This is a genomic window from Streptomyces sp. NPDC111744 (assembly GCF_055634995.1).
Genome location: NZ_JBVKCG010000009.1, coordinates 178,379 through 192,123 on the forward strand (window position 1 = coordinate 178,379; position 13,745 = coordinate 192,123).

The window sequence follows — 13,745 nt, forward strand, 5'->3', positions numbered from 1 at the left end:
CAACGCGATATGAGCACCGAGAACCTCCCCCAGAGCCCTGAGCAGCCCGCTCGCAAGCCGCGTGTGGCCGTCGTGTTCGGCGGTCGCAGCTCCGAGCACGGGATCTCCATGGTCACCGCCGGAGCCGTCCTGAGCGCCATCGACCGGACGAAGTACGACGTCCTCCCGATCGGCATCACGAGGGAAGGCCGCTGGGTGCTCACGGCCGACGAACCCGAACGCATGGCGATCAGCGAGCGCCGTACGCCCGAGGTCGGCGACCTCGCCGAGTCAACCGAGGGCGGCGTGGTGCTCTCCGTCGACCCGGCCAACCGCGAGGTCGTCTACAGCGAGCCCGGCTCCGTGCCCAAGGCGCTCGGCGAGGTCGACGTCGTCTTCCCGATGCTGCACGGCCCCTACGGCGAGGACGGCACCCTCCAGGGCCTCCTGGAACTCTCCGGCGTCCCGTACGTCGGCTCCGGTGTGCTCGCCTCGGCCGTCGGCCAGGACAAGGAGTACATGAAGCGGGTGTTCACCTCGTTCGGGCTCAAGGTCGGCCCGTACCTGGTGATCCGTCCCCGCGAGTGGAAGCAGGACGAGTCCGCCGCCCGCAAGAGGATCGTCGACTTCGCGGGCGAGCACGGCTGGCCGCTGTTCGTGAAGCCCGCGCGGGCCGGCTCGTCGATCGGCATCACCAAGGTCGACGACCTCTCCGGCCTGGACGAGGCGATCGCCACCGCCCAGGCCCACGACCCGAAGATCCTGGTCGAGGCGGCGCTGCGCGGCCGCGAGATCGAGGTCGGCGTCCTGGAGTTCGAGGACGGCCCGCGCGCCTCGGTCCCGGCCGAGATCCCGCCCGCCGCCTCGCACGCGTACTACGACTTCGAGGCCAAGTACATCGACTCCACCCCCGGCATCGTCCCGGCCCCGCTGACCCCCCGGGAGACCGCCGAGATCCAGGCGCTCGCGGTGGACGCCTTCGAGGCCGCGTCCTGCGAGGGCCTGGTCCGCGCGGACTTCTTCCTCACCGAGGACGGCGATTTCGTCATCAACGAGATCAACACGATGCCGGGCTTCACCCCGATCTCGATGTATCCCCAGATGTGGCAGGCGACGGGAGTCGCCTACCCCGAGCTGATCGACCGCCTGATCCAGGCGGCGCTGAACCGTTCGACCGGCCTGCGCTGAAGCGCCCCGTCAGGGGCGCGCCTAGTCGGCGATCCCCTCCGGAATCGCCTTCTTGACGGCAGGCGCCAAACTCACCAGTGGCGCCACGCCGTCCCCCGTCCGCTCCTTCGGAATCGTCACCTCCACATACGCCTTCCGGAGCGTCGTCGTGAACCGGAACACCCCGCCGGCCTGCTGCTCCAGCAGCCACCCGACCCCGTTCACCTCCACCCCGTCGGCCTCCGGATCGGCCATCTTCGCAGGCCGTCCGACACCGCAGCGCAGTATGATCGCCGGGTCCCCCCAGCCCGCCGTCAGCGCGGACGAGGGCTCGGGGTCACGGCGGGTGAGTCCGTCCACCTTCTTCGGCAGCACCCCGTCGAGGCGGTCGCACAGTCTGGCAACGGTCGCGCCCGGGCTGGGAACCGCCGCCGACGGGGCGTCGTCTGCCGATGAGCAGCCCGCCGCCGCGATCATCAGCACGGCGAGCGCGGGCAGACCGAATGGCCGGTGACGGAAAATGTTCACCGGCCAAGCGTAGACGGGGGCTACAGATGGACGACCGGGCAGGTCAGGGTGCGCGTGATGCCCTCCACTTGCTGGACTCTCGCGACCACGAGGCGGCCGAGTTCGTCGACCGTCTCCGCTTGTGCGCGCACGATGACGTCGTACGGTCCTGTCACATCCTCGGCCTGGATGACTCCAGGGATCTTGCTGATGATCTCGGCGACGGTCGACGCTTTGCCGACCTCCGTCTGGATCAGGATGTACGCCTGTACCACGGAACCTCCAGGGCGGCCACGAGGATCATGTGGGGAAAAGGAACGCCACGGTATCGCGTCGCCGCTCACCGCGGGGAGACCTGCGCGGACAGGGGCTTGCGCGCCATGGTGCAGGCACGACAGAAGTTGACGGTCACCTCGACCGTAACCAGGACGAGAATGACGCGCGAGCGGGCACGGCAAGGCAGAGAAGGGGCGTAGGGCAATGAAGGGCACTGTTGGTGAGCTGGGGGAGTTCGGGCTCATCAGGGAGCTCACCTCCCGTCTCACCACCACTCCGGCGGTCCGGGTCGGCCCCGGCGACGACGCCGCGGTGGTCGCCGCCCCCGACCGCAGGGTCGTGGCGAGCACCGACATCCTGCTGGAGGGCCGGCACTTCCGCCGCGACTGGTCCACGGCCTACGACGTGGGCCGTAAGGCGGCCGCACAGAACCTCGCGGACATCGCCGCCATGGGCGCCGTGCCGACCGCGCTGCTGCTCGGCCTGGTCGTCCCCGCCGAACTGCCGGTGACGTGGCCCAGCGAGCTGATGGACGGCATCCGCGACGAGTGCCAGGTGGCCGGCGCCTCAGTGGTCGGCGGCGATGTGGTCCGCGGCGACACGATCATGGTCTCCATCACCGCGCTCGGCGATCTGCGCAACCAGGAGCCGGTCACCCGGGGCGGCGCCCAGCCCGGCGACCTGGTGGCCGTCACGGGCTGGCTGGGCTGGTCGGCGGCCGGCTACGCGGTGCTCTCCCGCGGCTTCCGTTCGCCGCGCGCCTTCGTGGAGGCGCACCGCCGCCCCGAGCCGCCGTACCACGCGGGCCCGGCCGCCGCGGGGCTCGGCGCGACCGCGATGTGCGATGTGAGCGACGGGCTGATCGCCGACCTCGGGCACATCGCGGAGGCCAGCAAGGTGCGGATCGACATCCGCTCCGGTGCGATCGACATCCCGTCCCAGATGAACGACATCGGGCAGGCCGTCGGCGTGGACCCGCTGCAGTGGGTGCTGAGCGGCGGCGAGGACCACGCGATCGTGGCGACCTTCCCGCCGGACGTGAAGCTGCCCGCCCGCTGGAAGGTGATCGGCGAGGTTCTCAACCCGTCCGCGCTGCCCCAGGTGACCGTCGACGGGGCGCCCTGGACCAGCAAGGGCGGCTGGGACCACTTCGGGGACATCGAGTCATGAGCCTCCCGCGCGTGCTGACGGTCGCGGGCTCCGACTCCGGCGGCGGGGCCGGGATCCAGGCCGACCTGAAGACCATGCTGGCGCTCGGCGCGCACGGCATGAGCGTGATCACGGCGGTGACCGCGCAGAACTCCGTGGGCGTGCAGGGCGCTTGGGAGCTGCCGGTGGCGGCGGTGCGCGCCCAGTACCACAGCGTCGTCGACGACATCGGCGTGGACGCGGTGAAGACCGGGATGCTCGCCTCGGCCGAACTCGTCGAGACCGTCGCGGAGTTGATCGCCGGGACCGACGCGCCCGTGGTCGTCGACCCGGTGGGCGTCTCCAAGCACGGCGATTCCCTGCTCGCCGCCTCCGCCCTGGACTCGGTCCGCACCCGGCTGCTCCCGCTGGCCACCGTGGCCACGCCCAACCTGGACGAGGTGGCCCAACTGACCGGCGTGCACGTCGAGTCGGAGGCGGATCTGCGCCGGGCCGCGGCGGCCGTACTGTCGTACGGGCCGAAGTGGGTGCTGGTCAAGGGCGGGCATCTGCCTGGCGAGGCCGTGGACCTGCTCACGGACGGCACGGACGAGTTCCGGCTGCGCGCCCCCCGCCACGACAACCGGCACACGCACGGCACGGGCTGCACCCTCGCGTCTGCGATCGCGTCGCAGCTCGCGAAGGGGCAGTCCGTGCCGGAGGCGGTGGCGGCGGCCAAGGAGTACGTCACCGGCGCGATCGCGGCCGGGTTCGCACTCGGCGCGGGGATCGGGCCGGTGGACCACGGCTGGGCCCTGAGCAGGGGCCCTCAGTAGGGGTACTCCCGCAGCTTGATGTCGGTGGCCGCCTTCTCCGTCATCTTCTCGAAGAAGCGGGCCAGCAGGCGCGAGCTGGGGGCGACGGCGGCTCGTCAACCGGCGGCAGTGGCCTCGATCTCGGCGTGCGGCGCCAGGCGTCTGCGCAGCCGGGAGATCTGGGACTGGAGGGCGTTGGCCGCCCCGGCGGGCGGCTCGGCGCCGTACAGGCCGTCGGTGCGGCGCTGTGCGGAGACCGCGCGGCCGGCGTCCAGGAGCAGCAGGGTGAGCAGCGCGCGGGGGCGGGGGCCGCCGGGGTCGACGGGGGTGCCGTCGTCGGTGCGTATGTCCAGGGAGCCCAGAATGCCGAAGCGCATGGTCGGGATTCTGACAGGTAGGCCAGGAAGCAGGCACGGCAAAAAGCCGGCCCACCCTTCGGTGGACCGGCTCTGTGCAGCGAACCAGCAGTGGCCGCGCGCTCAGCAGCAGTGCGTCAGCGCGAGACCTTGCCGGCCTTGATGCACGAGGTGCAGGCGTTCACGCGCTTCGGCGTCCCGCCGACCACGGTACGCACACGCTGGATGTTCGGGTTCCAGCGACGGGACGTACGGCGGTGCGAGTGCGAGATGTTGTTGCCGAAGCCCGGCCCCTTGCCGCAGACGTCGCAGTTGGCAGCCACCGGTCACTCCAAAGACTTCAGATGCACTTACGGTTGGATCCCGGCGTGCCGGGATCGAGATCCAGGGGATCCGAGATCTTGAGTGGCGTTGCCAGGGGTAGTGGCCCGATGAGATCGGGCAACCGGAGCAGCATACAACGGCTGCGTCGGTTAGACGAAACTAGCATGGCAGCTCAGGGGCCGGCTCCCGGCCCGCTTCCGGTGGACACCCTCCCGGGGTCTACGCTGCGACCACGTCGGGCCAGCTCAAGGAGGCGCAGGTGGCGCAGGTGCCGCAGACATTCCTCGATGCTCTCGCGGTGCGCACCTGGTGCGGTCTCGCGCTCGGGGCGATCGGCCGGGCGCGCGAGGAGATCGACGCGATCAATGTCTACCCGGTGGCCGACGGCGACACGGGCACGAACCTCTATCTGACGGTGGAGTCGGCCACGGGGGCCGTGGAGGCCGTCTTCGCCGGTTATGAGCTGGGTGAAGAGGTCCCCACGCTGGCCGACGCCGTGCGCGCGATGGCGCACGGGGCCCTCATAGGCGCGCGCGGCAACTCCGGCACGATCCTGGCGCAGCTGTTGCGCGGCATGGCCCATGTCCTCACCGAGGGTGAGGCCACTCACATCGACGGCGAGGGGCTGCGGCTCGCCCTGCGGCACGCCGCCGACGCCGCCCGCCGGGCCGTGGCCCACCCCGTCGAGGGCACGGTGCTGTCGGTCGCGGCGGCAGCGGCCGACGCCGCCGAAGCGGCCGAGGGCGACTGCGGGACGATCGCGCGGGCCGCCTACGAAGGCTCGTGCAAGGCGCTCGCGGAGACCCCGGGACAGCTGGCCGCCCTGGAGCGGGCCGGGGTGGTCGACGCCGGCGGGCTGGGCCTGGTCGCGGTGCTCGGGGCGCTGGTGGAGGCGTTCACCGGGGAGACACCGACGGCTTTCGACGTGCACGCCTACGGGGCGGTCCCGATCGTGCACGCGCGCGTGGACGCCGTTTCCGACGCTCGCGCGGAGGCCTGCGCCGAGTCGGCCGGGGGCCCCGCCTTCGAGGTCATCTACCTCCTGGAGGCCGAGGACGCCGCCGTGGACCGGCTGCGGGCCCGGCTCGACGCCCTCGGCGACTCCCTGGTCGTGGTCGGCGGCGACGGCCTGTGGAACGTCCATGTGCACGTCGACGACGCCGGCGCCGCCGTGGAGGCGGGCGTCGAGGCGGGGCGGCCGTACCGGATCCGGATCACGCACTTCGGCGCGGGGGACGTGCACACCGGCGGGGAGCCGCCGCGCGAGCGGGTACAGCGCGCCGTGGTGGCCGTGGTGCCGGGGGAGGGGCTGGTCGGGCTGTACACCGAGTCCGGCGCGACCACCGTGCTCGCGCGCCCCGGGGAGCCGCCCGCCAGCGGGGAGCTGGTGGACGCCGTACGGCGCGCCCACGCGCGCGAGGTGGTGCTGCTGCCCAACGACGCCGACCTGCGGCACACGGCGGCCGCGGCGGCCGAGCAGGTCCGCGCGGAGGGTATCCGGGTCGCCCTCATCCCGACCCGCTCGGCGGTCCAGGGCATCGCCGCGCTCGCGGTGCATCAGCCGGACCGCCGCTTCGACGAGGACGTCGTCCAGATGACCTCGGCTGCGGGCGCCACCCGCTACGCCGAGGTCGTGGTCGCGGAACGGCAGTCCTGGACCATGGCCGGCATCTGCCAGGCCGGGGACGTGCTGGGCCTGATCGACGGTGATGTGGCGGTGATCGGCTCGGACGTGACGGCCACCGCCGAGACAATCCTCGACCGCATGCTCCAGGCCGGTGGCGAGCTGGTCACTCTCGTCCTCGGCGACGAGGCGCCCGAAGGCGTCGCCGAACGCCTGGAGGCACGGGTGCGCGAGACGTACCTGGCCGTCGACACGGTGGTCTACGACGGCGGCCGGCAGGGGGCCCCGCTCCTCATCGGCGTCGAGTGAGCCCCCTGCGCACGCCCCTTCACGCCTCCGTGGGCTCCAGCAGCTGACGTGCCTCCGCCCGCCGGGCCCGGACCGTGTCGTCGTCCGGGTCGGCGCCCTCGTAGGCGTCCAGTACGGCACGCGCGCGTGCGGCCGCGTCCGCCGGCCGGCTCAGGTCGGCCTCCAGCCAGCCCGCCGCGAGTTCGGCGCCGGTACGGCTGTGCAGCCCGTCCTCGCCCAGCCCGGCGAAGAGGGCGATCGCCGCCGTCATCTCGGCCAGCGCCGCCTCGAACGCGTCCTGGATCGCCGCGTCCTCCGCGTCCTCGGGCACGGACCGTGCCAGCAGATCACCGAACTGCCGGTGAGTGTGGCCGAGTTCACCGGTGAGCCGCTCCCGGTCCGCCGGATTGGCGAGCGCCGCCAGCGCCGTCTCGCACTCCGCCACCGCGGCCGCCATCAGCCTCCGCGCACCCTCCGTCCCCGCCTCCGTGCGCAGCGCCAGCCACGCGCGGGCCCGCAGCGAGCGGACCAGGAAGTGCACGTTGCCCATCGCCCGCCACAACTCGCCCGCGCGCGTGTACGCCTGGTCCGCCTCGGCGGGCAGCCCCGCGTTGCCCAGCGACTCCGCGGCCAGGTGCGCGAGGGTGGCGTGGTCGTGCTGCTCGGGCCAGTGCCGGGCGATCTCGGCGGCTTTCAGCCGCCGTTCGGCCGCCGCGTGGTGCTCGCCGAGCTCGCTCAGGCAGTCCCCGAGCCACCACTGGGTCTGGACGACCGCGCCGTCGCCGTGCGTCTCGGCGCTCAGGTCGGCCAGCGCCGACTCCAGCACCTCGGCGGCCTCCGCGAACCGCCTCTGCCGCAGCAGGAAGCCGCCCAGCTGGTGCCGCGCCCAGGCGCCCAGGGTGCCGCTCTCCCCGGCCTCGTCGGCCCAGTGGGCGGCCTCCAGGGCGTGCTCGGCGGCCTCCTCGGCCTTGCCCCGGCCGCCGAGGACCTCGGCGAGCTGGAGATGCAGCTGGGCCCGCCCGACCGGCTCCACATACGGGCCGCCGTGCTCCAGGGCCGCGCGCAGCGCCCGCTCCGCCTCGGCCATGTCGCCCTGCTCATGGGCGAGCGCGGCCACCCGCACCTCGTACTCCACCGCGAACCACGGCAGCTCCGCACCGACGAACTGCGCCGACGCCTGCCGGAACAGCTCGCCCGCCCGCTCCCCGTCCCCGGCGTGCTCGGCCAGTTCGGCGAGCATCGCCCGCCCCTCGGCCGCCCGGGACACCAGCCGGACATCGGAGCCACCGCGCCCACCGACGAGCGCCAGCAGCTCCCGTACGGCCTGCTCGGCGTCGGCGGCGCCCTCGGACCGCTCGTGCACCCACCGCATCAGGATCCGCGCCCGGCTCATCAGCACGGACGCCGTCTGCCGCACGCCGGTGGCGTCGTCGGCGTACAGCGCGAGGATCCGGTCGTACGGCTCGACGATCGCGTCCGTCGCCTCGTCGAGCTCCCCGGACAGGGCGCGTACGTAGGCGGCACGCGCGCGTGCCGCGATCGCCTCCCCCTCGTCGCCCGCCTCCGCGTACAGTTCCGCGGCCCGCTCGAACAGCTCGACGCCCTCCGGGCCACGGCCCATCGCCGTGTGGTCGGCGATCTCCGCGTGGACATAGGTGTCCACCTCGGCGCTCTCGGCGGCCTCCGCGACCGCCGCCCAGGCCTCCAGGGCGTGCGGCTGGAGTGTGTCCGACAGCCGGCGCGCCTCGGCGAGCAGCGCGGGCAGCGAAGGCTGCTCCGGCGCGGGCGCCTGCACGACCGGCGCGACCGGCCCGGCGGGCGCCGTCCGCACCGCCCGCACGCCCAGCGGCAGCCGGTCCACCAGCGGCCGCTGCGCCATGCGCTCGCGCAACTGGTCGCCGACATAGGAGGTGCCGTTGCGGGCGTCGAACCGCGCGGCCAGCTCCAGGGCCTCCGCGCGCGCGTGGCCGGCGAGTTCCCCGGCGTTCCACACCCGCCCGGCCGGGCCCGGTACCCGCTGGTCACCGAGGCCCAGCTCGGTCAGCCGCTCCATCAGCAGCGTCACCACCGCCATGAAGTCCATCCGGCTGCGCGGCTGCCCGGTGTCCGTGAAATAGGCGGGACGTTCCGCCAGCAGCTCAAGACCGCGCGCCTCGTTGCCGGTCAGCGCGCAGAACTCCACATGGTCCGCGTAAGCGCCCCGCATGCTCTCCATGGGGCGGACCAGCCGGAAGCCGCGCAGATGGTGGGCGCGGGCCTCGTCGGCCCGGCCGAGCCGCAGCAGCGGGGCCAGGGAGGAGGCGAGGACCGTGTGCGGCTCATGGGCGCAGCTGTACTCGCCCTCCAGGACCGGCCCCCACAGCTCCAGCGCCTCGGCGTCCCGGCCGTTCCGCAGCTGCCAGCCGCCCTGCCCGTGCAGCTCGCACGCATGGCAGTCGGCCATCCGGTCCCGGTCCGCCGCCAGCCAGGCCGTGTACGCCCGCTCCGCGCGCGGGAAGTCGCCGATGTGCCCGGCGACACTGAACTCGGCGCTGCGCACCGCCCGCTCGGAGTGCCCGGCGAGCCGGTAGCGGTGCTCCATCTCGCCCAGCCACTTCTCGATCGAGGCGAGCGGAATGTGCGGCTGGTCGAGCATGCCGGCCGTCATCCACTTGAAGACCCAGTACAGCGAATGCGTCTCGTACTCGTCGAAGTCCCCGGGCCGCTCGTCCCACAGGCGCAACAGCCGCGCGAACGGGACGAACATCTTGTCCTTCTCGGAGCTGTAGTTGTAGACCTTCAGCTGGTGCCCGAGCGCCTCGATCACGGCGAGCGGGATGTTCAGCTTCTCGGCCTCCACCAGCAGCTGCTCCGCGCGCGCGTTGCGGGCGGGCCCCTCCGGCTCCTCGGAGTTCTCGGCCATCGCGCGGCGCAGCGAGTCGAAGTCCGCGATCCCGCCGGTTTCGCCCATCAGCGGTCACCCTCTCCGTGCTCTCGTCCGTGCTCTCGATAAGTCGCCCATTCCAGGAGGCCGATGAACGAGCGGTTGATCAGCGCCGAGTCGGCGGGCCGCAGCGGGCGCTGGGCCATGAGCAGCGCCTGCCCGTAGAGCGATTCGCTCGCGGTGCCGATCAGCTCCGGGTCCTTCAGGGAACTGATCCGCCGGATCAGCGGGTTGAGGTGGTTGAGCACCAGACGCGCCCGGGGTGCGCTGCCGCGCAGCGAGCCCAGGATGCCCGCCCACAGGTCGTCGGCCTGTTCCTCGGCCTTCGCGCGGGCCTGCTCGTGCCGGGCCGCGCGGTCGTCCAGGTGCAGCGCGGGCACGGAGAGGGGGTGGAAGGCGCGCAGGACGACATCACAGCCCAGCGGGTCCAGCTTCGCCCGCGCGGCCGCGAGAAAGCCCGCCAGCGCCAGCTCCTCCGCGGGATCCACCGCGTCCAGATGCGCGGTCACGGTGTCGGCGTCCAGCTCCGCGACCACCGTCCCGGGCCGCACCGACGGCAGCGCCTCGACCAGCTCACTGTCGTACGTGTAACCGCCGTTGATCACCCCGACGCCCTGCGCGGAGGCGATCGGCGCGACCTGCCGGTACTCCTCGACCGTCCGCGTGAAGTGCACCACCGGGTGGCGCTGTGCGAACTCCTCCAAGGACAACTGCCCGTCGGTGGTCTCGAAGGGGAGCCACGGCAGCATCGTGCGCAGCATCTCCTGGTCGTGCCGGGCGAGGGACTTCACACCCAGGTGGTGCACGGACAGGAAGGCGGAGAGCCGTTCCGGATCACCGGCCGCCAGTCCGGTCAGCCAGGACCGGATCCTTTCGCCGAGCGCCTCCCGTACGGCTGCCAGCGTCTCGTCCTCGTACAGCGACTCGCGCGAGGCGGTCGGCCGCAGGCTGTCCGTGTCCAGGACACAGCGCACGAAGAACGCCCAGTCGGGCAGCAGCTGTTCGGCCCGCTCGGTCAGCAGCATGCCCTTGAGGTGCACACGATGGGTGGCCCGCTGGGCGGGACTGACCGCCGACGGCAGCACATACGCCACCCCCCGGATCCCGGCCAGCGGCACGTCAAGGGCGATCGAGTCCAACGGCGTGAACCCGAACAGCTCGTGACAGTGCCTGGCCAGCGCCACCCGGCGGGTACTGGGGGAGGGGTACGGCCGGTCCCAGGGCGCGGGCAGATCGGTGACCGCCTCGTCGCCCACCCGGACGTCGTACGGCAGCAGCGAACCGAAGTCCCGCGCCAGCGCGAGCACCCGCCGCTCGTCCAGCCACTCCGCCGCACCCGCCCGCGCCACCAGATGCACGGTGGTGCCGGGCTCGGGACGGGCCTCGGGCGCCAACGTCCTTACGGTGTACGACCCGTCGTCGCGTGCCGTCCACTCCACGGGCGGCGCGTCCGGGGTGCGGGCACTGCGGCTGACCACCCGGATCCGCTCGGCGACCACGAAACAGGCCAGCAGTCCGATGCCGAACTGGCCCAGGAAGTCGGAGCGGGCCTCCTGCAGCCCCTCCGCCCGCTTGGAGCTGCGCCCGATGGTCGCGAGCAGGCTGTGCACGTCCGACTCGGTGAGCCCGACGCCGCTGTCCTCCACCCGAAGGGCACCGCCGTCGGCGTACAGCCGCACCCGCGCGGGTGCGTCGGGCTGCTCGGCCCGTCTGGCGGTGATGGCGTCCACCGCGTTCTGCAGCAGCTCGCGGAGATAGACCTTGGGGCTGGAGTACAGATGATGGGAGAGCAGGTCCACCAGACCACGCAGGTCGACCTGGAACGTATGAGGTGACTGTGATGCCTGTGATGACTGTGAGGTCTGGGAGTCCATCGTCGCTACGCCGGAGGGGGGAAGAGGTGGTCGGCGCGGGGTCGGGCGGTCCCTGGTGGGGTGGTGACCGCGGAAGGATGGCCGGAGCGCGCCATCCTATGACTCAAAACGGCCGTCTGACCAGGGGTTTCCCGAGACGTATACGGCATTGTCAGTGGGGTGGTGTGCAATGGATCTCGTGCCCGCACTGGAAGAACCACTGAAGAAGGTGCTCGGCCCAGCCACCGCGAAGGTGATGGCCGAGCATCTCGGCCTGCACACCGTCGGCGATCTGCTGCACCACTACCCCCGCAGGTACGAGGAGCGTGGCCAGCTCACCCACCTCGCCGACCTGCCCATGGACGAACACGTCACGGTGGTCGCCATGGTCGCCGACGCCCGACTGCACACGTTCGCCTCCTCCAAGGCGCCCCGCGGCAAGGGCCAGCGGCTGGAGGTCACGATCACCGACGGCAGCGGCCGGCTCCAACTGGTCTTCTTCGGCAACGGCGTCCACAAGCCCCACAAGGAACTCCTGCCGGGCACCCGCGCGATGTTCGCCGGCAAGGTCTCGGTCTTCAACCGCCGCCTCCAACTGGCCCACCCCGCCTACGAACTGCTCCGCGGCGACGACCCGGCCGAATCGGTGGAGACCTGGGCCGGAGCCCTCATCCCCCTCTACCCGGCCACCGCCAAGCTGGAGTCCTGGAAGATCGGCAAGGCGGTCCAGACGGTGCTGCCGAGCGTCCAGGAGGCCCTGGATCCCCTCCCTCCCACCCTCCGTGAGGGCCGCGGCCTCGTCCCCCTCCCCGAGGCCCTCCTCAAGATCCACCGCCCACACACCAAGGCGGACATCGCGCAGGCCCGCGACCGCCTCAAGTGGGACGAGGCCTTCGTCCTCCAGGTCGCCCTGGCCCGCCGCCGCCACACCGACGCCCAACTCCCCGCGGTGGCTCGCAGGCCCAGCCCCGACGGTCTCCTCGCGGCCTTCGACGACCGTCTCCCGTTCACCCTCACGGACGGCCAGCAGAAGGTCTCGAAGGAGATCTTCGACGACCTGGCGACGGAGCATCCGATGCACCGCCTTCTGCAGGGCGAGGTCGGCAGCGGGAAGACGCTCGTCGCCCTGCGCGCCATGCTCGCCGTGGTCGACGCGGGCGGCCAGGCTGCCATGCTCGCGCCCACCGAGGTGCTGGCCCAGCAGCACCATCGCTCGATCACCGAGATGATGGGGGAGCTGGCGGAAGGCGGCATGCTGGGCGGCGCCGAGCATGCCACCAAGGTCGTCCTGCTCACCGGCTCGATGGGCACGGCCGCCCGCCGCCAGGCGATGCTGGACCTCGTCACCGGGGACGCCGGCCTGGTGATCGGCACGCACGCGCTGATCGAGGACAAGGTCCAGTTCCACGACCTGGGCCTGGTGGTGGTGGACGAACAGCACCGCTTCGGAGTCGAGCAGCGCGACGCCCTGCGCGGCAAGGGAAAGCAGCCGCCCCACCTCCTCGTCATGACCGCGACCCCCATCCCGCGCACGGTCGCGATGACGGTCTTCGGCGACCTGGAGACCTCGGTCCTGGACCAGCTCCCGGCCGGCCGCTCCCCGATCGCCACCCATGTCGTCCCCGCTGCCGACAAGCCCCACTTCCTGGCCCGCGCCTGGGAACGGGTCCGCGAGGAAGTCGCCAAGGGCCACCAGGCTTATGTGGTCTGCCCCCGCATCGGCGACGAGGAGGAGGACCCGAAGAAGGCGAAGAAGACGGCCGAGGACGAAGCCGAGAAACGCCCCCCGCTGGCCGTCCTGGACGTGGCCGACCACCTCACCAAGGGCCCGCTCAGCGGCCTGCGGGTGGAGGTCCTGCACGGCAGGATGCACCCGGACGACAAGGACGCGGTGATGCGCCGCTTCGCGGCGGGAGACACGGACGTCCTGGTGGCCACGACGGTCATCGAGGTCGGCGTGAACGTCCCGAACGCCACCGCCATGGTGATCATGGATGCCGACCGCTTCGGCGTCTCCCAGCTCCACCAGCTGCGCGGCCGAGTGGGCCGAGGCTCCGCCGCCGGTCTCTGCCTCCTGGTCACCGAGATGCCCGAGGCGAGCGCGGCCCGCCAGCGTCTGACGGCGGTGGCCTCGACCCTGGACGGCTTCGAGCTGTCGAGGATCGACCTGGAGCAGCGGAGAGAGGGCGACGTCCTGGGCCAGGCCCAGTCGGGAGCCCGCTCCAGCCTCCGCGTCCTGGCGGTGATCGAGGACGAGGAGATCATCGCGGAGGCGAGGGAGGAGGCGACGGCCTTGGTGGCCCGCGACCCCGAGCTGACGGACCTCCCGGGCCTACGAACGGCCCTGGACGCCCTCTTGGACGAGGAAAGAGAACAGTTCCTGGAAAAGGGCTGAGGCGCATCGCCCCTGAAGGGGCGCGGGGAACCGCGCCACCAGCCACATCACACCCGCAGCCGCCGGCTTCGGCCAGGCACCCACCCCCCGTAGGCCTGCCAGACTGAACG

The 13,745-nt window shown here is 72.3% G+C and carries 10 protein-coding genes and 1 pseudogene; 5 read left to right on the forward strand and 6 right to left on the reverse strand.

What is annotated here, in order from left to right; all coding sequences use genetic code 11:
• The first annotated feature begins 9 nt into the window (after positions 1-9).
• Positions 10-1,167 (forward strand): D-alanine--D-alanine ligase family protein, encoded by a 1,158-nt coding sequence (locus ACZ7OO_RS21895; protein ID WP_471506712.1) that lies wholly within the window; start codon positions 10-12, stop codon positions 1,165-1,167.
• 21 nt (positions 1,168-1,188) lie between these two features.
• Here ACZ7OO_RS21895 and ACZ7OO_RS21900 read toward each other — a convergent pair whose 3' ends face one another.
• Both ACZ7OO_RS21900 and ACZ7OO_RS21905 read right to left on the reverse strand, forming a co-directional pair.
• On the reverse strand, positions 1,189-1,674 hold the full coding sequence (locus ACZ7OO_RS21900; protein ID WP_471506714.1) for a DUF3515 domain-containing protein: 486 nt from the start codon (positions 1,672-1,674) through the stop codon (positions 1,189-1,191).
• 20 nt (positions 1,675-1,694) lie between these two features.
• Positions 1,695-1,928: an Lrp/AsnC family transcriptional regulator gene (locus ACZ7OO_RS21905; protein ID WP_352219363.1), complete on the reverse strand. Its 234-nt coding sequence runs from the start codon at positions 1,926-1,928 to the stop codon at positions 1,695-1,697.
• Between the two features lie 205 nt (positions 1,929-2,133).
• Here ACZ7OO_RS21905 and ACZ7OO_RS21910 point away from each other — a divergent pair, with 205 nt between their 5' ends.
• The gene (locus tag ACZ7OO_RS21910; protein ID WP_358922591.1) at positions 2,134-3,099 is read left to right on the forward strand and encodes a thiamine-phosphate kinase; all 966 of its coding nucleotides are present in this window, start codon (positions 2,134-2,136) and stop codon (positions 3,097-3,099) included.
• Positions 3,096-3,893: a bifunctional hydroxymethylpyrimidine kinase/phosphomethylpyrimidine kinase gene (thiD, locus tag ACZ7OO_RS21915; RefSeq protein WP_471506716.1), complete on the forward strand. Its 798-nt coding sequence runs from the start codon at positions 3,096-3,098 to the stop codon at positions 3,891-3,893. Before ACZ7OO_RS21910 ends, thiD begins: the two co-directional genes overlap by 4 nt.
• Here the strand turns inward: thiD and ACZ7OO_RS21920 are convergent.
• Both ACZ7OO_RS21920 and rpmB read right to left on the reverse strand, forming a co-directional pair.
• Positions 3,834-4,249: pseudogene (locus tag ACZ7OO_RS21920) on the reverse strand (AfsR/SARP family transcriptional regulator); the annotation flags it as partial. The gene thiD and the pseudogene ACZ7OO_RS21920 overlap by 60 nt on opposite strands.
• Positions 4,250-4,365: 116 nt before the next feature.
• On the reverse strand, positions 4,366-4,551 hold the full coding sequence (gene rpmB, locus ACZ7OO_RS21925) for a 50S ribosomal protein L28 (RefSeq protein ID WP_003993230.1): 186 nt from the start codon (positions 4,549-4,551) through the stop codon (positions 4,366-4,368).
• A gap of 260 nt (positions 4,552-4,811) precedes the next feature.
• Between rpmB and ACZ7OO_RS21930 the strand changes: the two genes are divergently transcribed.
• A complete protein-coding gene (locus tag ACZ7OO_RS21930; protein ID WP_471506718.1) occupies positions 4,812-6,485 on the forward strand; it encodes a DAK2 domain-containing protein in 1,674 nt (557 codons plus the stop codon).
• A gap of 19 nt (positions 6,486-6,504) precedes the next feature.
• On the opposite strand, the gene ACZ7OO_RS21935 is transcribed toward ACZ7OO_RS21930, so the two are convergent.
• A complete protein-coding gene (locus ACZ7OO_RS21935; protein WP_471506720.1) occupies positions 6,505-9,414 on the reverse strand; it encodes a tetratricopeptide repeat protein in 2,910 nt (969 codons plus the stop codon).
• The gene (locus ACZ7OO_RS21940) at positions 9,414-11,261 is read right to left on the reverse strand and encodes an HSP90 family protein (protein WP_471506722.1); all 1,848 of its coding nucleotides are present in this window, start codon (positions 11,259-11,261) and stop codon (positions 9,414-9,416) included. The genes ACZ7OO_RS21935 and ACZ7OO_RS21940 overlap by 1 nt, the downstream gene beginning before the upstream one ends.
• Before the next feature lie 169 nt (positions 11,262-11,430).
• Between ACZ7OO_RS21940 and recG the strand changes: the two genes are divergently transcribed.
• Complete coding sequence (gene recG / locus ACZ7OO_RS21945) at positions 11,431-13,635, forward strand: ATP-dependent DNA helicase RecG (RefSeq protein WP_471506724.1); 2,205 nt, start codon at positions 11,431-11,433, stop codon at positions 13,633-13,635.
• The last annotated feature ends 110 nt before the right edge of the window (positions 13,636-13,745 follow it).